Origin of the sequence: Streptomyces sp. NBC_00306, from assembly GCF_036169555.1 — a bacterium.
Taxonomy (GTDB): Bacteria; Actinomycetota; Actinomycetes; order Streptomycetales; family Streptomycetaceae; genus Streptomyces; species Streptomyces achmelvichensis.
The window spans coordinates 6119853-6139735 of the sequence record NZ_CP108032.1 but is presented as its reverse complement, the minus strand read 5'-3'; the positions used below and the strand labels follow the sequence as shown (position 1 = coordinate 6139735).

19 protein-coding genes and 1 pseudogene are annotated in these 19883 nt (G+C 70.3%); 6 read left to right on the top strand and 14 right to left on the bottom strand.

Features of this window, described 5'->3' with window-relative positions; translation table 11 throughout:
* Positions 1 to 101: 101 nt before the first annotated feature.
* Positions 102 to 2150 (bottom strand): APC family permease, encoded by a 2049-nt coding sequence (locus OHA05_RS27405; RefSeq protein ID WP_328861951.1) that lies wholly within the window; start codon positions 2148 to 2150, stop codon positions 102 to 104.
* A 184-nt stretch (positions 2151 to 2334) separates the two neighbouring features.
* On the opposite strand from OHA05_RS27405, the gene OHA05_RS27400 reads away from it, so the two are divergent.
* Together OHA05_RS27400 and OHA05_RS27395 are read left to right on the top strand one after the other, a co-directional pair.
* Positions 2335 to 3003, top strand: a complete 669-nt coding sequence (locus tag OHA05_RS27400) for a potassium channel family protein (RefSeq protein ID WP_313943622.1) — start codon at positions 2335 to 2337, stop codon at positions 3001 to 3003.
* Positions 3003 to 3674, top strand: coding sequence for a potassium channel family protein (locus OHA05_RS27395; protein WP_313943623.1), 672 nt, complete (start codon positions 3003 to 3005; stop codon positions 3672 to 3674). Before OHA05_RS27400 ends, OHA05_RS27395 begins: the two co-directional genes overlap by 1 nt.
* An 85-nt stretch (positions 3675 to 3759) precedes the next feature.
* Here OHA05_RS27395 and OHA05_RS27390 read toward each other — a convergent pair whose 3' ends face one another.
* The 7 genes from OHA05_RS27390 to OHA05_RS27360 all read right to left on the bottom strand — a co-directional run bounded on the left by OHA05_RS27390 (position 3760) and on the right by OHA05_RS27360 (position 10437).
* Positions 3760 to 4497, bottom strand: coding sequence for a DUF3159 domain-containing protein (locus OHA05_RS27390; protein ID WP_328861950.1), 738 nt, complete (start codon positions 4495 to 4497; stop codon positions 3760 to 3762).
* A gap of 3 nt (positions 4498 to 4500) precedes the next feature.
* Positions 4501 to 4917 (bottom strand): OB-fold nucleic acid binding domain-containing protein, encoded by a 417-nt coding sequence (locus OHA05_RS27385; protein WP_313943626.1) that lies wholly within the window; start codon positions 4915 to 4917, stop codon positions 4501 to 4503.
* A gap of 76 nt (positions 4918 to 4993) precedes the next feature.
* Entirely contained in the window at positions 4994 to 5683 is a 690-nt protein-coding gene (locus OHA05_RS27380; protein WP_313943627.1) for a response regulator, read from the bottom strand.
* Between the two features lie 77 nt (positions 5684 to 5760).
* A complete protein-coding gene (locus OHA05_RS27375) occupies positions 5761 to 8304 on the bottom strand; it encodes a sensor histidine kinase KdpD (RefSeq protein WP_313943628.1) in 2544 nt (847 codons plus the stop codon).
* Positions 8305 to 8577: 273 nt separating this feature from the next.
* A complete protein-coding gene (locus tag OHA05_RS27370) occupies positions 8578 to 9360 on the bottom strand; it encodes a DUF3710 domain-containing protein (protein ID WP_313943629.1) in 783 nt (260 codons plus the stop codon).
* 1 nt (position 9361) lies between these two features.
* On the bottom strand, positions 9362 to 9877 hold the full coding sequence (gene dut, locus OHA05_RS27365; protein WP_313948829.1) for a dUTP diphosphatase: 516 nt from the start codon (positions 9875 to 9877) through the stop codon (positions 9362 to 9364).
* Complete coding sequence (locus tag OHA05_RS27360; protein WP_313948830.1) at positions 9874 to 10437, bottom strand: PaaI family thioesterase; 564 nt, start codon at positions 10435 to 10437, stop codon at positions 9874 to 9876. The genes dut and OHA05_RS27360 overlap by 4 nt, the downstream gene beginning before the upstream one ends.
* Positions 10438 to 10585: 148 nt before the next feature.
* Here OHA05_RS27360 and OHA05_RS27355 point away from each other — a divergent pair, with 148 nt between their 5' ends.
* Positions 10586 to 11044, top strand: a complete 459-nt coding sequence (locus tag OHA05_RS27355) for a DUF3093 domain-containing protein (protein ID WP_313943630.1) — start codon at positions 10586 to 10588, stop codon at positions 11042 to 11044.
* A 21-nt stretch (positions 11045 to 11065) separates the two neighbouring features.
* Here OHA05_RS27355 and OHA05_RS27350 read toward each other — a convergent pair whose 3' ends face one another.
* The 4 genes from OHA05_RS27350 to OHA05_RS27335 form a co-directional block, all read right to left on the bottom strand.
* Positions 11066 to 11995, bottom strand: a complete 930-nt coding sequence (locus tag OHA05_RS27350; RefSeq protein ID WP_328861949.1) for a hypothetical protein — start codon at positions 11993 to 11995, stop codon at positions 11066 to 11068.
* 13 nt (positions 11996 to 12008) lie between these two features.
* The gene (locus tag OHA05_RS27345) at positions 12009 to 12305 is read right to left on the bottom strand and encodes a DUF4193 domain-containing protein (RefSeq protein WP_005310959.1); all 297 of its coding nucleotides are present in this window, start codon (positions 12303 to 12305) and stop codon (positions 12009 to 12011) included.
* Between the two features lie 394 nt (positions 12306 to 12699).
* Complete coding sequence (locus OHA05_RS27340) at positions 12700 to 13938, bottom strand: sensor histidine kinase (RefSeq protein WP_313943633.1); 1239 nt, start codon at positions 13936 to 13938, stop codon at positions 12700 to 12702.
* A 4-nt stretch (positions 13939 to 13942) separates the two neighbouring features.
* Entirely contained in the window at positions 13943 to 14596 is a 654-nt protein-coding gene (locus tag OHA05_RS27335; protein WP_313943634.1) for a response regulator transcription factor, read from the bottom strand.
* Between the two features lie 332 nt (positions 14597 to 14928).
* Between OHA05_RS27335 and OHA05_RS27330 the strand changes: the two genes are divergently transcribed.
* Complete coding sequence (locus OHA05_RS27330; RefSeq protein ID WP_313943635.1) at positions 14929 to 15114, top strand: hypothetical protein; 186 nt, start codon at positions 14929 to 14931, stop codon at positions 15112 to 15114.
* A 103-nt stretch (positions 15115 to 15217) separates the two neighbouring features.
* Here the strand turns inward: OHA05_RS27330 and OHA05_RS27325 are convergent, their stop codons facing one another.
* On the bottom strand, positions 15218 to 16018 hold the full coding sequence (locus OHA05_RS27325; RefSeq protein WP_313943636.1) for an inositol monophosphatase family protein: 801 nt from the start codon (positions 16016 to 16018) through the stop codon (positions 15218 to 15220).
* A gap of 22 nt (positions 16019 to 16040) precedes the next feature.
* Complete coding sequence (locus tag OHA05_RS27320) at positions 16041 to 17168, bottom strand: ferrochelatase (protein WP_328861948.1); 1128 nt, start codon at positions 17166 to 17168, stop codon at positions 16041 to 16043.
* A gap of 137 nt (positions 17169 to 17305) precedes the next feature.
* Here OHA05_RS27320 and OHA05_RS27315 point away from each other — a divergent pair.
* Both OHA05_RS27315 and OHA05_RS27310 read left to right on the top strand, forming a co-directional pair.
* A pseudogene (locus OHA05_RS27315) lies at positions 17306 to 18538 on the top strand (MFS transporter); the annotation flags it as partial.
* Entirely contained in the window at positions 18510 to 19832 is a 1323-nt protein-coding gene (locus OHA05_RS27310) for a D-arabinono-1,4-lactone oxidase (RefSeq protein ID WP_328861947.1), read from the top strand. The pseudogene OHA05_RS27315 and the gene OHA05_RS27310, both read left to right, overlap by 29 nt.
* Positions 19833 to 19883: the final 51 nt, after the last annotated feature.

Sequence of the window (19883 nt, the reverse complement as noted above, 5' to 3'; positions counted from 1 at the left end):
GGCGGGGTGACTCCAGGGATCAAAGGAAAACGGCCGGACAACAACCCACCACTGTACGTGGGTCCCGACCGGCCGCTTGCCATGAACGTCTCAGCGCGGGCTCACCCCTTGCCGGTCGGCTCCTTGGGCCGCTGGTCCACAGGACCGCGCCGTACCGAGCCGGGTGCGCTCCAGTCCTGGCGCTTGCGCGCCCGCTTCTTCGCCGCCTCCGAGGACTCCAGCTGGTACGGCACCGAGGTGACCATCACACCGGGCGTGAACAGCAGCCGGCCCTTGAGCCGCAGGGCGCTCTGGTTGTGCAGCAGGTGCTCGTACCAGTGGCCCACCACGTACTCGGGGATGACGACACTCACGACGTCCCGCGGGCTCTCGCGGCGCAGTCCCTTCACGTACTCGATGATCGGCCGGGTGATCTCGCGATACGGGGAGTCGAGGATCTTCAGCGGCACATTGATGCCCCGCCGGTCCCACTCCTGGCGCAGTGCCTTCGTCTCGGCCGTGTCCACGCTGATGCTGAGCGCCTCGAGCTTGTCGACCCGCATCAGCTTGGCGTACGACAGGGCACGCAGGGTGGGCTTGTGGAGCTTGGAGACAAGCACGATGGCGTGCACCCGGGAGGGCCGCGCGGTGTCGTCGCTGGGCTCGTCCGGTGCCGCGATCTCCTCGGAGACCCGGTCGTAGTGCTTACGGATCGCGCTCATCGTGCCGTAGAAGATCACCATGCCCAGCAGGGCCACCCACGCGCCGTGGGTGAACTTGGTGGCGAGCACGACCACGAGCACCAGGCCGGTGAAGAAGGCACCGAAGGTGTTGATCGCCCGGGAGCGGATCATGTGGCGGCGCTTGGCGGCGTTCTTCTCGGTCCGCAGATGACGGTTCCAGTGCCGCACCATGCCGGTCTGGCTGAGCGTGAAGGACACGAAGACGCCGACGATGTAGAGCTGGATCAGCTTGGTGGAGTCGGCTCCGTAGATCCCGACGAGCAGGATGGCCGCGCCGGCCAGCAGCACGATGCCGTTGGAGAACGCGAGCCGGTCGCCGCGGGTGTGCAGCTGGCGAGGCAGGTAGCGGTCCTGCGCGAGGATCGAGCCGAGCAGCGGGAAGCCGTTGTACGCGGTGTTCGCGGCCAGGAACAGGACGAGCGCGGTGGCCGCGGCGAGGACGATGAAGAAGAACGTCCCGTCGCCGAAGACGGCGGCCGCCACCTGGGAGATCACCGGGTTCTGGACGTAGCTCTCGCCGACGGGGGTGCCGTCGCGGAGCAGATCGTGCGCGGGCTGCTCGGCCATCTTCACGTCGGTGGCCATGGCCAGGCCGATGATGCCGCAGAACATGGTGACGGCCAGGCCGCCCATCAGGGCCAGCGTGGTCGCGGCGTTCTTGCTCTTCGGCTTGCGGAAGGCCGGCACTCCGTTGCTGATCGCCTCGACACCGGTGAGCGCGGCACAGCCGGAGGAGAACGCGCGCAGCAGCAGGAAGACCAGGGCGAAGCCGGCGAGCCCCTGGTGCTCGGGCTTGATCTCGAAGTCCGCCGTCGGGGCCCGCATGGTGTCGTCGAGGACGAGGCCCCGGTAAGCACCCCAGGCGATCATGATGAACACGCCGGTGACGAAGACGTACGTCGGGATCGCGAAGAGCTTGCCCGACTCCTTCACACCGCGCAGGTTCATCACCGTCAGCAGCACGATTATCCCGACCGCGCAGAAGACCTTGTGCTCGACGACGAAGGGGATCGCGGAGCCCAGGTTCTCCACGCCGGAGGAGATGGAGACGGCGACCGTGAGGACGTAGTCGACGAGCAGGGCGCTGGCGACGGTGAGACCGGCCTTCGGGCCGAGGTTCGTGTTGGCGACCTCGTAGTCGCCGCCGCCGCTCGGGTACGCGTGGACGTTCTGCCGGTAGGACGCGACCACCGTGAACATCAGAACCACGACGGCCAGCGCGATCCACGGGCTGAAGTGGTAGGCCGACACGCCCGCGATGGAGAGCACGAGCAGGACTTCACCGGGTGCGTAAGCCACCGAGGACAGCGGGTCGGAGGCGAACACGGGAAGCGCGATGCGCTTGGGGAGAAACGTCTCCCCCAGCTTGTCGCTGCGCAGGGCCCTTCCGATGAGGATCCGTTTGGGAATGTCGGTCAGTTTGGACACGCAGAGGATCGTATGCGGTCCATATGAACAGCGCCCACCCACCACCCCCATCGCCCGGGATTCTTCGCCCCCAGCCTCGCGAGGGTCCCCGCGCGGACCGCGCGTGTGTAGCTTGGGCCACGGTCTGAGACCCTGTTAAGCCTGAGTAAGGCCCTTTGCAGAACTGACAGCCGGAAGGACGGGCGTGCACATCGTCATCATGGGATGCGGGCGAGTGGGATCCGCTCTCGCGCAGACCCTGGAGCAGCGGGGGCACACGGTCGCCGTCGTCGACCAGGACCCCACGGCCTTCCGCCGCCTGGGCTCGGGGTTCGGTGGCCGTCGCGTCACCGGAGTCGGGTTCGACCAGGACACCCTGCGCGAAGCGGGGATCGAGGAAGCCGGCGCGTTCGCAGCCGTCAGCAGCGGCGACAACTCCAACATCATCGCGGCGCGGGTGGCACGCGAGATGTTCGGCATCGAGAACGTCGCCGCCCGCATCTACGACCCCCGCCGCGCCGAGGTCTACCAGCGTCTCGGCATTCCGACCGTCGCCACGGTGCGCTGGACGGCCGACCAGATGCTGCGGCGGCTGCTGCCGTCGGGGGCGGAGCCCCTGTGGCGCGACCCGAGCGGCGGGGTCCAGCTCGCGGAGGTGCACACCTCCGCCGCCTGGATCGGGCACAAGGTCAGCACCCTCCAGGAGGAGACCGGCGTACGGGTCGCCTTCCTCACCCGGCTCGGGGAGGCGGAGCTGCCGACTTCGCAGACCGTGCTCCAGGAAGGCGACCTCGTCCACGTGATGATGCGCACGGACGAGATCGAGAAGGTCGAAGCGGCGTTCGCCGAAGGCCCTGAGGGGGGCGGTCACTGATGCGCGTCGCAATCGCGGGCGCCGGCGCGGTGGGCCGTTCCATCGCGGGCGAACTGCTGGAGAACGGGCACGAGGTCCTCCTCGTCGACAAGGCACCGACCGCCATCTCGGTGGAGCGGGTGCCGCAGGCCGAGTGGCTGCTCGCCGACGCGTGCGAGATCACCTCGCTCGACGAGGCGGCGCTCCAGCGGTGCAACGTCGTGATCGCGGCGACCGGTGACGACAAGGTCAATCTGGTCGTCTCGCTGCTGGCGAAGACCGAGTACGGGGTGCCGAGGGTGGTGGCCCGGGTCAACAACCCGAAGAACGAGTGGCTCTTCAACGAGTCCTGGGGCGTCGACGTCGCGGTCTCCACACCGCGCCTGATGTCGGCGCTGGTGGAGGAGGCGGTGAGCGTCGGTGATCTCGTCCGGCTGCTCCGCTTCAGCCACGGCGACGCGAACCTGGTGGAGCTGACGCTCCCGCCGGAGTCGGCGCTGGCGGGCACCTCGGTCGGCGATGTGGCCTGGCCGGAGGACACCTCCCTGGTCACGATCATCCGCGGCTCGCGGGTGCTCACGCCCAGCACGGAGGAGACGCTGGAGGCGGGTGACGAGCTGCTGTTCGTGGCGGCCCAGGCCCGCGAGGAACAACTGGAGGACCTGCTCTCGGTCCGCCGGGAGATTTCCTGAACGGCACAGCATGACGAGAGGGGCCCGGGACCGATCGGTCCCGGGCCCCTCTCGTCGTCGGAGCTCCGTGCGCTGTCGGCGAGGGCTACGCCTCGCGCTGCTGCGCCGCCGCCTTGCGCTCCTGCTCGGCGAGCTCCTCCGCCTCCATCTCGGCGAAGACGTCGATGGGCGGGGGCGCCTTCGCCAGGAACAGCCAGGTCAGATAGACGGCCAGTAGGAACGGCGGGATCTTGAGGGCGACCAGGACCCAGCCGAACTGTGTGGTGTCGGCCCACCAGTAGAGCGGGAAGAGAATCGCGCACTTGGCGAGCAGGATCAGGCCCCACGCCCAGCTGGCCTTGGCGTACGCCTTCTTGCGGCCCGGGTTACGGGTGCGCCAGGACAGGTTCTCCTTGAAGACCGGTCCGAGGATCAGACCGATCAGCGGGACGCCCGCGATGGTCGTGATGATGTACGCGAGGGCCAGGCCGAGGGTGTAGAGCATGCCCGGCAGATAGAAGTCCTTGGCGTTGCCGGTCATCATCGCGAAGACGACACCGAAGGCCACCCCGAAGACGCCGCTGAAGGCGTGCTTGACGGTGTCCTTGCGCAGCAGGCGGACCGCGACGAGCGTCAGGGAGACCGCGAGAGCCGCGATCGCCGCGATGTGCAGGTCCTTGTTGATCGTGAAGATCGTGACGAAAAGCAGTCCGGGCAGGACCGTCTCCACCATGCCGCGCACGCCGCCGAAGGCCTCGAACAGGGCCGCCTCGGTGACCGCCTTGGCGTCCCTGTCCTGCTGCTGCTGGTCGTTCGTCGTGGTCGGCTTGTCGACAGACGTCACCGGCTACTCCTGTCCGAGTGGTCGGAGTTCGTATTTGGGATTGAACAGCACCCGGCGGCCGTGGCTCATGGAGATCCGTCCCGAGGCGATCAGCCTGCGGCCCGGTTCTATGCCCACGATCGACCGGCGGCCGAGCCAGACGACGTCCAGTGGGGCCGTACCGTCGAAGAGCTCCGCCTCCAGAGCGGGCACTCCGGCCCGCGGGCGCAGGGTGACCGTGCGCAAGGTACCAGCCACCCGGACTATCTGGCGGTCGTTGCACTCGGATATGCGGGTACACCCCGATGCCTGCGCGTCTTCTCGCAGCTCCTCCGATTCGAGGTCTTCCTGCGAGCTGGACAGCCGGTCGAGCATGCGGCGGAAGCGGCCGGCGGGCTTCTCTGCCCTGTCGGCATTCCCGGAACGGGGTACAGCGCTCATACAGCAAGCCTACCGGCCGCCGACGGCGGCTCCGGGTGCCGCATTGCCACGGCTGCCGGGGCGGCCGGAAGGGGCCTCAGGATCGCTCGAAGCGGTAGCCCATTCCGGGCTCGGTGACGAAGTGCCTCGGGTGCGAGGGGTCGGTCTCCAGCTTGCGGCGGAGCTGGGCCATGTAGACCCGCAGATAGTTGGTCTCGGTGCCGTAGGACGGGCCCCAGACCTCCTGGAGGAGCTGCTTCTGGCTGACCAGACGGCCGGCGTTGCGCACCAGGACCTCCAGCAGATGCCACTCGGTCGGGGTCAGCCGTACGTCGCGTCCGTCGCGGTGGACCTTCTTGGCGGCGAGGTCGACGGTGAAGCCCTCGGTCTCGACGATCACGACGTCGTCGTCACCTCCGCCGACGGGCTCGGCCCTGCGGACGGCGGCCCGCAGCCGTGCGAGCAGTTCGTCCATGCCGAAGGGCTTGGTGACGTAGTCGTCGGCGCCGGCGTCCAGCGCCTCGACCTTCTCGTCGGAGGTGTGCCGCGCGGAGAGGACCAGGATCGGCACCCGGGTCCAGCCGCGCAGGCCCTTGATCACCTCGACACCGTCCATGTCCGGAAGGCCGAGGTCCAGCACGATGACGTCGGGGTGCCGGGCGGCGGCCAGCTGGAGCGCCGTCGCACCGTCGGGAGCCGCGTCCACGTCGTACTTGCGTGCTTTCAGATTGATCACGAGGGCACGTACGATCTGCGGCTCGTCGTCGACCACGAGCACCCGGGTCATGGCGGGCCTGCCTTTCTGCACTGTCGTTTCTCCACTGTCCCCGCCCACACTGCCCCCGGCTCCCCCGTCCCGGCCGTTCACGAGGTGATCCCGGAGGAGAGACCGGGCTCGGCGGGCTCATGGCGAGGGGCCGCCTGGAGGGTGAGGACCATGGTCATGCCGCCGCCGGGGGTGTCCTCGGCGGTGAGGGTGCCGCCCATGGCCTCGACGAAGCCGCGGGCGACCGCGAGGCCGAGGCCGACTCCGGCACCCCGTGGAGCGTCACCGTAGCGCTGGAACGGTTCGAATATCCGCTCCTTCTCGTCATCGGGGACGCCGGGGCCGCGGTCGGCGACGCGCACCTCGACCCGGTCGCCGAGGGCGCTCGCGGCCACGGTGACGGGGGTGGCGTCGGGGCTGTACTTGACGGCGTTCTCGACGATGTTCGCGACGGCGCGCTCCAGCAGGCCACGGTCGACGGCCACCATCGGCAGGGTCTCGGGCACGTCCAGTTCGACGCTGTCGTCGGGGACCGAGACGAGGGCCATCGGCACCACCTCGTCGAGGTCGGTCACCCGGATCAGCGGGGTGACGGTGCCGGTCTGGAGGCGGGACATGTCGAGGAGGTTGCCGACGAGATGGTCGAGCCGGTCGGCGCCGTCCTCGATCCCTTCGAGGAACTCGTCCCGGTCCTCCTGCGACCATGCGACGTCGTCGGACCGCAGCGAGGTGACGGCGGCCTTGATGGCGGCCAGCGGCGTGCGCAGATCGTGGCTGACGGCGGCGAGGAGCGAGGTACGGATCTTGTTGCCCTCCGCGAGCCTGCGGGCCTCCTCCGCCTGCCCGACCAGACGCTGCCGGTCGAGGACCACGGCGGCCTGCGCGGCGAACGCGGCCAGCACCCTGCGGTCCTCGGCGGGCAGCACCCGTCCGGAGAGCGCGAGCGCCATGTGGTCGCCGACGGGCATGTCCACCTCGGCGTCCTCGGGCCGCACGACGGAGCTGGGGCCGACGCTGCCCGCGGTGGTCCACGGATCGACGTCGCTCTGTCTCTCCAGCAGCGCCACGGACTCCATGGCGAAGGTCTCGCGGACCCGTTCCAGCAGGGCGTCCAGAGTGGTCTCGCCGCGCAGCACGCTGCCGGCGAGGAAGGAGAGGATCTCGGATTCGGCGCGCAGCCGGGCGGCCTGATGGGTGCGCCGGGCGGCGAGATCGACCACGGAGGCCACCGCCACGCCCACCGCGAAGAAGATCACGATGGCGACGAGGTTCTTGGGGTCGGCGACCGTGAGCGTGCGCGTGGGTGGGGTGAAGTAGTAGTTCAGCAGCAGCGAGCCCACCGCCGCGGAGGCCAGGGCGGGCAGCAGCCCGCCGAGCAGCGCCGCCAGCACGGTCAGGAACAGGAAGAGCAGGACGTCGTTGGCGAGACCCAGACGGTCGTCGAGGGCGGTGAGCAGCAGGGAGAGCAGTATCGGGGCGACGACGCCGACGATCCAGCCCCAGATGATCCGGGAGCGGCCGAGCCGCGCGCCGCGGGCCACCGGCAGCCCGCGGCCCTTGCCGGCCTCGCCGTGCGTGACGATGTGCACGTCCAGATCGGGTCCCGACTCGCGGGCGACCGTGGCTCCCACGCCGGGTCCGAAGATGTACTGCCAGGCCTTCCGTCGGCTGGAGCCGAGCACGATCTGGGTGGCGTTGACCCCACGCGCGAAGTCCAGCAGCGATGTCGGGACGTCGTCGCCGATGACGTGGTGGAAGGTGCCGCCGAGGTCCTCGACGAGGGTTCGCTGGACGGCCAGCTCCTTGGGCGACGCGGAGGTCAAGCCGTCGCTGCGGGCGATGTAGACGGCGAGGATCTCGCTGCCGGAACCCTTGGCGGCCATGCGGGCGGCGCGCCGGATGAGGGTGCGGCCCTCGGGTCCGCCGGTGAGGCCGACGACGATGCGTTCCCGGGCCTGCCAGGTGGAGCGGATGTTGTGCTCGCCGCGGTACTGCTGGAGGTATTCGTCCACCCGGTCGGCGACCCACAGGAGCGCCAGTTCCCGCAGGGCCGTGAGGTTGCCGGGGCGGAAGTAGTTGGAGAGGGCCGCGTCGACCTTGTCCGGCTTGTAGATGTTGCCGTGGGCCATGCGGCGGCGGAGTGCCTGTGGCGACATGTCGACCAGTTCGAGCTGATCGGCACGGCGGACGACCTCGTCGGGTACGGTCTCGCGCTGCCGTACCCCGGTGATCGACTCGACCACGTCACCCAGCGACTCGAAGTGCTGGATGTTGACGCTCGACACGACGTCGATCCCGGCCGCGAGCAGTTCCTCGACGTCCTGCCACCGCTTGGAATTGCGCGAGCCCGGCACATTGGTGTGGGCCAGTTCGTCCACCAGGGCGACAGCGGGCCGTCGCTCCAGTACGGCGTCGACGTCCATTTCCGTGAAGACGCTGCCGCGGTACTCGATCTCACGTCGCCGGATCTGTTCGAGGCCGTGCAGCATGACCTCGGTACGGGGACGGTCGTGGTGCTCCACGAAGGCCACGACACAGTCCGTCCCCCGCTCCACACGGCGGTGTGCCTCGGAGAGCATGGCGTAGGTCTTGCCCACACCCGGCGCCGCACCGAGGTATATCCGAAGCTTGCCGCGTGCCATGGCCCCATTGTCTTTCAGAAACTGCCCGTCAACCTGCGTGCACCCTACGGCGGGGGTTTCGGACATATCGGACCGATGGCCGTCCCGACCGGCGTCTTTGACGTGATTCTGATGCGTGTGCGGCCGCGGTGTCGGGGGCCTCGCCCACCGCCGGTTCCGGCGCCCGCCACGCCACGGCGCCCGGACAGCCGGACGGGCCGCACCCCCGCTCGGGGAGTACGGCCCATCCGTCGTGCTGGAACGCTGTCAGCGATCCGTCGTGCGTGACCGGCGTCAGCGGACCTCGGTGATCTCGGGGCCCCGCTGCAGCTGTCCCATGCCTCCGGAGAAGCGGGAGCCTTCCTGCTCCTCCTGCTGGACACCCTCGGGCACCATCTGGGCATCGTCGGGCAGCTTGAGGACGATCGGGTCGCGCGGAGCCATCGGGCCCTCGCCGCGTACGACGACCGCGTCCCGGAAGATCTGCTCGAGCAGACCGGCGGCCTCCGGCTGCACCGCTCCCTGGCCGGAGATCACTCCGCGCAGGAACCAGCGGGGGCCGTCGACGCCGACGAAGCGCACGAGCTGCACACCGCCGGTGCCGTCCGGGAGCTGGACCGGTACCTGGGCCCGCAGTTCCCAGCCGAGCGGGCCCTCGACCTCGTCGATGATGCCGCCCTGCTGGGTGATGCCCGAGGCGATCTCCTCGCGGACCTCGCCCCAGATGCCTTCCTTCTTGGGCGCGGCGAACGCCTGGAGCTGGACCGCGCTGTCGCGCAGGACGACCGTCGCGGCGACGATCGCGTCACCCGCTACCTCGACGCGCAGCTCCATGCCCTCGACTCCGGGCACGAAGAGGCCGCCCAGATCGACCCGGCCCTCGCCGGGCTTGGAGACCTCGGAGAGGTCCCAGGGGCCGTCGGGCCGCGGCGCCGGCGGAAGATTCGTCCGGCGGGGGCCGTCCTCGTCGTCGGCATACTCCGTGTCGCGCTCGGCAGACAAGTCTGCGACTCGCTCGGCCTCGCCCGTTGCGTCCGCGTCCTCCGCGGAACCACTCTTCTTGCGACGTCCGAACACGTCACTGTCCTTCCCGGTCGGATACGGCCGAAGCGTATCGATTCCCACCCGTAGAGCCGTCCACGACGGAGTGACCGCCGGTGGACCCGAAGCCCCCTTCGGCCCGCGCCGAGCCGGGAAGCTCCGCCACCTCGTGGAAGCGCACCTTCTCGACCTGCTGGACGACCAGTTGGGCAATCCGGTCGAACCGATCGAACCGCACACTCTCGCGCGGGTCCAGGTTGACCACGATCACCTTGATCTCCCCACGGTACCCGGCATCCACCGTCCCCGGGGCATTCACGAGGGCTACTCCGCAGCGGGCGGCGAGACCCGATCGCGGGTGCACGAAGGCCGCGTACCCGTCGGGGAGTGCGATGGACACCCCCGTCGGCAGCACGGCGCGCTCACCGGGGGCGAGTTCGGCGGCCTCGCAGGTCACCAGATCGGCACCGGCATCGCCGGGGTGCGCGTACGCCGGCAGCGGAACCTCGGGGTCCACACGACGGATCAGCACGTCGACAGGGTTGGGCATCAGGGGTTCACCTCGAAGGCGCGTGCGCGCCGGATCTGATCGGGGTCGGCCATGGCCGCGCGGATCTCCTCCGTACGGCCGTTGTCGATGAAGTGGTCGACCTTGACCTCGATGAAGAGAGCGTTGGCGCGGACGGCGACGGGCCCTTCGGGGCCGCCGATCCGGCCGACGGCGGTGGAGTAGATCTTGCGGCCGGCGACGGCGGTGACCTCGGCCTTCAGATGGAGCACGGTGTCCACGGGCACCGGGCGCACGAAGTCGGTCTCCAGCCGGCCGGTGACCGCGATGGTCCGCAGCAGCCAGTTCAGCGAGCCGAGCGTCTCGTCCAGGGCGGTGGCGAGGACCCCGCCGTGCGCGAGGCCCGGCGCTCCCTGGTGGGCCTCCTTGACGGTGAACTCGGCGGTGATGCTCACGCCTTCACCGGCCCGCGCCTGGAGATGGAGTCCGTGGGGCTGGCCCTCGCCGCAGCCGAAGCAGTGGTCGTAGTGAGCGCCGAGGAGTTCACCGGGGGCCGGGGCGTCCGGGTGGCGGGCCGGCGCTATGGCGTCGGCCGGCGGGATCAGAGCCGAGGCCCGGTCCTGGCGGTCTCCCCGCGCCCCGGGGGCGGAGGGGGAGGATCCGGGGTTCTCCCCCCGGGATTTCGCAGTACTCACAGGCGCAGACCTTACCCGCGCGAATACCCCCCGGCCGCACCGTGCCAAGCTTGAGCGCATGCAGCCTTCCGCCCCGCAGTACGACGAACGTCTGACCGCTCCCGCTTCGTGGTGGGCCATCACCGCTCTCCTCGGGATCTCGGGCGGTCTCGTCGCCCTCCCGCTCGGCACGCTGCCGATGCTCGCGGGGCTCGTGGGCGCCTCCGCGCTGGCGGCCGTCGTGGTCAGTTCCTACGGCTCGGTCCGCATCCGGGTGGTGGCCGGCTCGCTGGTCGCGGGCGATGCGCGCATCCCGCTGACGGCGCTCGGTGAGCCCGTGGCGCTGGATGCCGAGGAGGCGCGTGCCTGGCGGTCGTACAAGGCCGATCCGCGGGCGTTCATGCTGCTGCGCAGCTACGTGCCCACCGCGCTGAAGGTGGAGATCACGGACCCGGACGACCCGACTCCGTACGTGTATCTGTCGACGCGCGATCCTCAGGCGCTGGCGGCGGCCCTGACCGCGGTGCGGGCGGCCTGACGCCAGGACCGGCGCTCGGGCTCAGTGCCCGAGCTCCCGGGGCCACTGGCTCGCGTCCAGGGCGTCCTTGTGCTGCTCCAGGGGCGGCAGGGCGGGCAGGGCGTCCCAGGGCACCTGCCGGGTGCGCAGATCCTTGCGGATGCGGTCCGCGAGCTTTCTGGTGTCCCGCCGGTTCATCACCGCACCGACCGCGGCGCCGACCATGAACGGCATCAGGTTCGGCAGGTTGCGGATCGTGCGCTTCATGATCTGCTGGCGCAGCTCGCGCTTGAGACCGCCGCTCAGCGCGATGTTCTTGTAGGTGGCCGGCTTGGTCACATCGAGTCCGCGCTCCTCCGTCCAGGCGGTCAGATACGCGGTGCTCCGCTCCCTGAGATTGCCTTCCGGCCTCATGCCGTAGACCTCGTGGAGCTCGGCGATGAGCTTCATTTCGATCGCCGATACGCCGGCGATCTCCGCGGCCAGTTCGGCGGGCATCGCCGGAGGTACGGGCATCATCGCGGCGGCTCCGATGCCGGCGCCCACCGTCGAGGTGGCGTTGGCGGCGCCCGCGACGAGTTTGTCCGCGAGCTGCTCCGGGCCGAGGCCCGGGAACTGCCGGCGGAGTGTCTCGAGATCACGCACCGGCACACGCGGCGCGATCTCGATGATCCGGTCCGCGAGGTGGCCGAGCGCCGCCTTGGCGTTCTCGCCGCTCTTGCGGACGCCCTGGCGCACCGCGGCCAGACGCCCCGGCTTGGCCGGGGTCCCGGGTCCGTCCGCCGCGTGCGGGGGTCCTTCGAACGAGGCCGGAAGGCCCCGCCCGACGTCTCCTGCGCCGTGGGGCAGGAGGACGGCCGAGTGCCCGTCAGAAGGCGTGGCGCCTTCTGCGGGTCCCGAACCGCCCCAGGGCGTCTCCGACGGCTTCTGACGCCGGAAACGCCGCTTCCTGGACGGTGTGTCGTCTGCCACGGCCGACCAGTCCTCAGTCGCAGTCGCGGCAGATGGGCTGGCCGTTCTTCTCGCGCGCCAGCTGACTGCGGTGGTGCACGAGGAAGCAGCTCATGCAGGTGAACTCATCGGCCTGCTTGGGAAGGACCCGGACGGCCAGTTCCTCGTTGGAAAGGTCCGCGCCGGGCAGTTCCATGCCCTCGGCTGCCTCGAACTCGTCGACGTCGACGGTCGAGGTCGACTTGTCGTTCCGGCGGGCCTTCAGTTCCTCAAGGCTGTCGGAATCGACGTCGTCGTCGGTCTTGCGTGGGGTGTCGTAGTCCGTTGCCATGTCGCTCTCCCCCTCTGGGTGGTTGCGGTGTCTCCAGCGCACGTAACGCGTGAGAGGCCGGACTTGTGCCCGACCTGAGGCGGAGATTTTGCCTCACATCAAGGTCTGTTACTCAATCGACACCCAACCGGATCCCTCGAGAGGTGATCCGTTGAGTGGCGAAGGGGACCGTACACGGTCCGAATGCCGCACTTCACAGCGCCACCCCGTGTACTTCCCGTGATCCGGACCCCCGGAAACCCGGACTTTTCCCGGCTTTCCGGCAAGAGTCTTGATCACGGAGAGTAGATGGCCTGAAATTCATATCTGTGATCGATCCCACACCCTCAACTTCGGAACAGGTCCCGAAAATTCCGCGTAAAGCGAACCAAGTGCGCAGGTGCCGACCACTGTCTCAGACGGGCAGGGTGACTCGCATCACGAGGCCTCCGCCCTCGCGAGGCTCCGCGATGATACGGCCTCCGTGAGCCCTGGCCACCGAGCGGGCGATCGAGAGCCCCAGGCCCACCCCCTTGTCGCTGCCCGTGCGCTCCTGCCGCAGCCTTCTGAACGGCTCGAAGAGGTTGTCGATCTCGTACGCGGGAACCACCGGTCCGGTGTTCGAGACCACCAGGACCGCCTGGCCGCCGTCCGTCTCCGTGGTGACCTCCACCCAGCCGTCGTCCGGCACGTTGTAGCGCACGGCGTTCTGTACGAGGTTCAGCGCGATCCGCTCCAGCAGGACGCCGTTGCCCTGCACGGTGGCGGGCCCGCGCTCGCCGCGGATCTCCACCCCCTTGGCCTCGGCCTCACCCCGTGTCTGGTCGACCGCCCGGGTGGCGACCTCCGCCAGGTCCACCGGCTTGCGTTCGATGACCTGGTTGTCGCTGCGGGCGAGCAGCAGCAGACCCTCGACCAGCTGTTCGCTGCGCTCGTTCGTGGCCAGCAGGGTCTTGCCGAGCTGCTGGAGCTCGACGGGTGCCCCGGGGTCGGAGAGGTGGACCTCCAGCAGCGTGCGGTTGATGGCGAGGGGGGTCCGCAGCTCGTGCGAGGCGTTCGCGACGAAGCGCTGCTGGGCGGTGAAGGCCCGCTCCAGGCGGTCCAGCATCTCGTCGAAGGTGTCGGACAGCTCCTTCAGCTCGTCGTCGGGCCCGTCGAGCTCGATACGGCGCGAGAGGTCCGAGCCGGCGACCTGGCGGGCAGTGCGGGTGATCCGGCCGAGCGGCGACAGGACGCGGCCCGCCATCGCGTAGCCGAAGGCGAAGGCGATGATGCTGAGGCCGAGCAGCGCGAAGAGCGAGCGGCGCAGCAGGTTGTCCAGGGCGATCTCGCGCTGGTGCGAGACGCAGGCCCGCAGCGCGGCGTTCGCCTCGTCGGCGGAGAGGTCCGAGGTCAGGCCCGCACAGCTGTTGTCGGTCAGCTGCACCCTGCTGTCGGGCAGCAGCTTGATCGGCACACCGTTACCGGCGTGCAGGGCCTGCGCGGTCAGCAGGTAGATGATCGACAGCAGCAGGATGCCCGCGATCAGGAACATCCCGCCGTACAGCAGCGTGAGCCGTATCCGGATCGTCGGGCGGAGCAGGGGGCGTACCGGGTCGCGCGGGTCCCAGGTCGGCTTCGGGGGCGCCGTGGGCGGCGCCGGAGCGGCGGTCACGGGGTCAGATCCGGTATCCGGAGCCGGGCACGGTGACGATCACGGCCGGTTCGCCGAGCTTGCGGCGCAGCGTCATGACGGTCACGCGCACGACGTTGGTGAACGGGTCGGTGTTCTCGTCCCAGGCCTTCTCCAGCAGCTGCTCGGCCGAGACGACCGCGCCCTCGCTGCGCATGAGGACCTCCAGGACCGCGAACTCCTTGGGGGCGAGCTGGATCTCCCTGCCGTCGCGGAAGATCTCCCGGCGGTTGGGATCCAGCTTGATCCCGGCGCGCTCCAGGACCGGCGGCAGCGGCACCGTCGTACGCCGGCCGAGCGCGCGCACCCGGGCGGTGAGCTCGGTGAAGGCGAACGGCTTCGGCAGATAGTCGTCGGCGCCGAGCTCCAGGCCCTCGACCCGGTCGCTGACGTCGCCGGAGGCCGTCAGCATCAGCACGCGGGTCGGCATGCCCAGCTCGACGATCTTCCGGCAGACGTCGTCGCCGTGGACGAGGGGGAGGTCGCGGTCCAGGACGACCACGTCGTAGTCGTTGACACCGATCCGTTCCAGGGCCGCCGAGCCGTCGTACACGACGTCGACGGCCATGGCCTCCCGGCGCAGTCCGGTGGCCACCGCATCGGCGAGCAGCTGCTCGTCCTCGACGACGAGTACGCGCACGTCGCGTTCCTTCCTCCGGGGCCCGTCACCCATGATCAGGGCTGGTTGTGCACTGTCTGTGTGTCTCCATCCTGCCCGTTACGCGCGTAAACCGGCTGTAAGGCGAGGAGGGCCGGCCCCGGCGGACCAGGGTCTTCCGGAAAGGGGCGGATTCCTGGGCCAGTTGAGGTTTCTCTGAGGGAAGCGCTGGGGAGGACGACTAAACACCCGCGATCACGCCCTGTATGTGGCACGCCACGACTTGTTCCAGGGTTGATCACCCCACCCCTGCTGCGGCAGGGGGACCCCGAAGGCACACCCCCGTGCCACCGACCCACGACGAGGGGGCGCACATGGACGCATTCACCGCAGGACTGCTTCAGCGCATAAAGGCCGCGGAGACCGACCTGACACTGGCGCGTGAGACGGGCGACGACTTCCTGGCGGATGTCGAGCAGGCGGAGCTGGACGATCTGCACCGCCTGGCCGCCGAGCACGGTGTCCACGTCGACGAGGAGCAGCGGGTCGGCGCAGCCTGACGCCGGACCACGCACAGGGGCCCCGACGCCGCGGGACGGCGTCGGGGCCCCTGTGTGTGCGGGTTCCGCCGCGTGCTCGGAGTTCCGTGCGCGCGGCGAGGCGTCAGTCGTGCCAGGCCCCGAACTCCTCCAGCAGCCCCTGGAGCGGCTCGAAGACGCCCGGGCTCGCCGCCAGCGTGAGGTCGTAGGACGGCCGCTCCCCGGGGCGCCCGCCGGTCAGCGCGCCCGCCTCGCGGGCGATGAGGTCACCGGCCGCCAGGTCCCAGGGGCTCAGCCCGCGCTCGTAGTACCCGTCGAGGCGGCCCGCCGCGACATCGCAGAGGTCCACGGCCGCCGAACCGCTGCGGCGGATGTCGCGCAGCCGCGGGATCAGCCGCTGGGCGACGTCCGCCTGGTGGCTGCGCACGGTCGCCACGTAGTTGAAGCCGGTGGAGACGAGCGCCTCCGCCAGCGGAGGCGCGGGCCGGCACCGCAGCGGCCGGTCACCGGCGTACGCGCCGCCGCCGGTGACCGCACGGTAGGTCTCGCGGCGCATGGGAGCCTCGACGACACCGACGAGCGTCTCGCCGTCGCGCTCGGCGGCGATGGAGACGGCCCAGGTCGGCAGGCCGTACAGATAGTTCACCGTGCCGTCGAGCGGGTCCACGACCCAGCGGATGCCGCTGGTGCCGGCGCTGGACGCGCCCTCCTCGCCGAGTACTCCGTCGTCGGGACGGCGCTCGGCCAGGAATCCGGTGATCAGCTTCTCGGCGGCGATGTCCATCTCGGTGACGACATCGATGGGACTGGACTTGGTGGCGGCGACACCGAGGTCGGCGGGGCGGCCGTCCCGCAGCAGCTCCCCCGCCCGTCGGGCGGCCTCCAGGGCGATGTCGAGCAGTTCGGACAGGAGAGGGTCGGTCACGGCGACTCCTTGGGCGTACGGATCATGCGTACGGGCTGTCGGCGCCGGCGGCCGCGGGGCGAGGGGCCCGGGCCGGGCAGCAGCCGATGGGGCAGAGGTCGTGGGAGGGGCCGAGGGCGCCCAGCGCGCAGCGCTCGGCGGGCACACCGCGCTCGGTGGCGGCGCGCTCCAGCACCAGGTCGCGGACGGCTTCGGCGAAGCGCGGGTCGGCGCCCACGGTCGCCGAGCGGCGTACGGGCAGCCCCAGCTCGGCCGCCTTGGCGGTGGCCTCGGTGTCGAGGTCGTACAGGACCTCCATGTGGTCGGAGACGAAGCCGATCGGCACCATCACCACCGCCGGCACGCCGGAGCCGTGCAGCTCCTCCAGGTGGTCGCAGATGTCCGGCTCCAGCCACGGGATGTGCGGGGCGCCGCTGCGGGACTGGTAGACGAGCTCCCAGGGGTGCTCGGTGCCGGTCTCCGCGCGCACGGCGTCGGCGATCTGCCGGGCCACGTCCAGGTGCTGGCGTACGTAGGCGCCACCGGCCCCGTGGTCCGCGACGGGGCCCGAGGTGTCGGCCGCGGCGGTCGGGATCGAGTGGGTGGTGAAGGCGAGGTGCGCTCCTTCGCGTACGTCTGCGGGGAGGTCCGCGAGGGCGCGCAGCACCCCCTCGGTCATGGGGCCGACGAAGCCGGGGTGGTTGAAGTAGTGCCGAAGCTTGTCGACGCGCGGAAGCTCCAGCCCCTCCGCCTCCAGGGTGGCGAGCGCGTCCGCGAGGTTCTCGCGGTACTGGCGGCAGCCCGAGTACGAGGCGTAGGCGCTGGTGGCGAGGACCGCGATGCGGCGGTGGCCGTCGCGGGTCATCTCGCGGAGCGTGTCGGTCAGATACGGCGCCCAGTTGCGGTTGCCCCAGTACACCGGGAGATCCAGTCCGTGGTCCGCGAAGTCCTTGCGCAGGGCGCCCAGCAGGGCACGGTTCTGGTCGTTGATGGGGCTGACGCCGCCGAACAGGAAGTAGTGCTGCCCCACCTCCTTGAGCCGCTCCGTGGGGATACCGCGGCCGCGCGTCACGTTCTCCAGGAACGGAACGACATCGTCCGGGCCCTCGGGGCCGCCGAAGGAGAGCAGCAGCAGGGCGTCACAGGGGGTGGGATCGCGATCGTCGGACATGAAAACGATCCTGCCACCACCCCCGCGCCGTCCGGCGGGGACCCACCCCACGCCGGTGAACCGGAAACGGCGGTGCGCGGCCCCCGCCGACGGACGTAATCTGTCAACGTCACTGATACGCCTTACGGAGCCCCCCGTTGCCGAGTCCCTACCGCGCCATCTTCGCCGCCCCCGGCAGCAAGGGTTTCTCCTTCGCGGGGTTCTTCGGCCGAATGCCGCTGTCGATGATGGGCATCGGCGTCGTGACCATGATTTCCCAGCTCACCGGCCGTTACGGGCTGGCCGGCGCGCTCTCGGCGACGCTGGCGATGTCGGCCGCGGTGATGGGACCGCAGATCTCCCGGCTGGTCGACCGGCACGGCCAGGCCAGGGTGCTGCGTCCGGCCACCCTCGCGTCGGTGGCCGCGGTGGCGGGCCTGCTGGTCTGCGCGCAGCAGGGTGCGCCCGACTGGACGCTGTTCGTCTTCTCCGCCGCTGCCGGGTGCGTGCCGAGCGTGGGCTCGATGGTCCGCGCCCGGTGGGCCGCGATCTACCGAGGGTCGCCGCGCGAGCTGCACACCGCGTACGCATGGGAGTCGATCGTCGACGAGGCGTGCTTCGTCCTCGGTCCGATCATCGCCATCGGTCTGTCCACGGCGTGGTTCCCCGAGGCGGGACCGCTGCTGGCCGCCGTTCTGCTGCTCATCGGCGTCTTCTGGCTGACCGCTCAGCGCTCCACCGAGCCGGTGCCGCATCCGCGCGAGCAGCACACCCGGGCCTCGGCCATGCGCTCCGGCGGACTTCAGGTCCTGGTGCTCACCTTCGTGGCCACGGGCGCGATCTTCGGGGCGGTCGACGTGGTCACCGTGGCGTTCGCCGAGGAGCAGGGGCACAAGGCCGCGGCCAGTGTGGTGCTGGCGGTCTACGCGCTCGGCTCCTGCGTCGCGGGCCTCGTCTTCGGACTGCTGCACCTGAAGGGTCCGGCCGGCCGGAGGTGGCTGGTGGGAGTCTGTGCGATGGCCGTGAGTATGATCCCCCTCCAACTGGCCGGGAGCCTCACGTTCCTGGCCGTGGCGCTCTTTGTCGCGGGCCTGTCCATCGCACCGACGATGGTGACCACTATGGCTCTCGTCGAAGCGCACGTACCGCGCACCAAACTGACCGAAGGCATGACCTGGATCAGCACCGGCCTCGCGGTCGGAGTGGCGCTCGGCTCCTCGGCCGCCGGCTGGACGGTCGATGCCGCCGGAGCGGACGCGGGGTACGCGGTGCCCGCTGTCGCGGGAGCGGTCGCGGCCGTGGTGGCGTTCCTGGGGTATCGCCGGCTGAACAGGCCGGTGCCGACGCGGGAGGGGCGGGCCGATGAGCACGATCAGCACGACGAGCACGAGCCGCACGTGGCGCAACTGGGCCGGGAACGTCTCCGCTCGTCCGGCCAGGGAGGCCTCCCCCGCATCGGCCGAGGAGGTCGCCGACGTCGTACGGCAGGCGGCCGAGGCCGGTCTGCGGGTGAAGACGGCGGGTGCCGGCCACTCCTTCACGGCGGTCGCCGCCACCGACGGACTGCTCATACGGCCCGACCTGCTCACGGGCATCCGGCACATCGACCGCACGGCGATGACCGTGACGGTCGAGTCGGGCACCCCGCTGAAGCGGCTGAACGCGGCCCTGGCCCGCGAGGGCCTGTCGCTCACGAACATGGGCGACATCATGGAGCAGACGGTGGCGGGCGCGACCAGCACCGGTACCCACGGCACGGGCCGCGAGTCCGCCTCGATCGCCGCCCAGATCAGGGGCCTCGAATTGGTGACGGCCGACGGCTCGTTGCTGACGTGCTCGGAGAAGGAGCGTCCGGAGGTCTTCGCGGCGGCCCGGGTCGGTCTCGGCGCACTTGGCGTGATCACCGCGATCACCTTCGCCGTGGAGCCGATCTTTCTGCTGACGGCGCGCGAGGAACCGATGACCTTCGACAAGGTCACCGCGGAGTTCGACGCGCTGCACGCGGAGAACGAGCACTTCGAGTTCTACTGGTTCCCGCACACCGGCAACTGCAACACCAAGCGCAACAACCGCAGCATGGGCCCGGCGGCCCCTCCCGGCACGGTCAGCGGCTGGATCGAGGACGAACTGCTCTCCAACGGGCTGTTCCAGGTGGTCAATTCGGTGGGCCGGGCCGTGCCGGCGACCATCCCCGCGATCGCCAAGGTCTCCAGCCGGGCCCTGTCCGCCCGCACCTACACCGACATCCCGTACAAGGTCTTCACCTCGCCGCGCCGGGTGCGCTTCGTGGAGATGGAGTACGCGCTCCCGCGCGAGACCGCGGTCGCGGCGCTGCGCGAGGTGAAGGCGATGATCGAGCGCTCCCCGCTCAGGGTCAGCTTCCCGGTGGAGGTCCGCACGGCTCCGGCCGACGACATCACGCTGTCCACCGCCTCGGGCCGGGAGAGCGCCTACATCGCGGTGCACATGTACCGGGGGACGCCGTACCAGTCGTACTTCACCGCGGTCGAGCGGATCATGACCGCGCACGGCGGACGGCCGCACTGGGGCAAGGTGAACACCCGCGACGCGGAGTACTTCGCCGGGGTGTACCCGCGCTTCGGCGAGTTCACGGCATTGCGCGATCGGCTGGACCCGGAGCGGCGGTTCGGGAACGACTATCTGCGGCGGGTCCTGGGCGACTGACCGCCCCCGGCATCGTCGTCGCCGCGGTCCGTTCACCGGGCGTCACCGTCG

Excerpts from the sequence above, each read along its gene's own strand:
- OHA05_RS27395 (WP_313943623.1), top strand. The coding sequence starts at position 3,003 with ATGCGCGTCGCAATCGCGGGCGCCGGCGCGGTGGGCCGTTCCATCGCG.
- OHA05_RS27385 (WP_313943626.1), bottom strand. The coding sequence starts at position 4,917 with ATGAGCGCTGTACCCCGTTCCGGGAATGCCGACAGGGCAGAGAAGCCC.
- OHA05_RS27380 (WP_313943627.1), bottom strand. The coding sequence starts at position 5,683 with ATGACCCGGGTGCTCGTGGTCGACGACGAGCCGCAGATCGTACGTGCC.
- OHA05_RS27375 (WP_313943628.1), bottom strand. The coding sequence starts at position 8,304 with ATGGCACGCGGCAAGCTTCGGATATACCTCGGTGCGGCGCCGGGTGTG.
- OHA05_RS27355 (WP_313943630.1), top strand. The coding sequence starts at position 10,586 with ATGCAGCCTTCCGCCCCGCAGTACGACGAACGTCTGACCGCTCCCGCT.
- OHA05_RS27345 (WP_005310959.1), bottom strand. The coding sequence starts at position 12,305 with ATGGCAACGGACTACGACACCCCACGCAAGACCGACGACGACGTCGAT.
- OHA05_RS27330 (WP_313943635.1), top strand. The coding sequence starts at position 14,929 with ATGGACGCATTCACCGCAGGACTGCTTCAGCGCATAAAGGCCGCGGAG.
- OHA05_RS27320 (WP_328861948.1), bottom strand. The coding sequence starts at position 17,168 with ATGTCCGACGATCGCGATCCCACCCCCTGTGACGCCCTGCTGCTGCTC.
- OHA05_RS27310 (WP_328861947.1), top strand. The coding sequence starts at position 18,510 with ATGAGCACGATCAGCACGACGAGCACGAGCCGCACGTGGCGCAACTGG.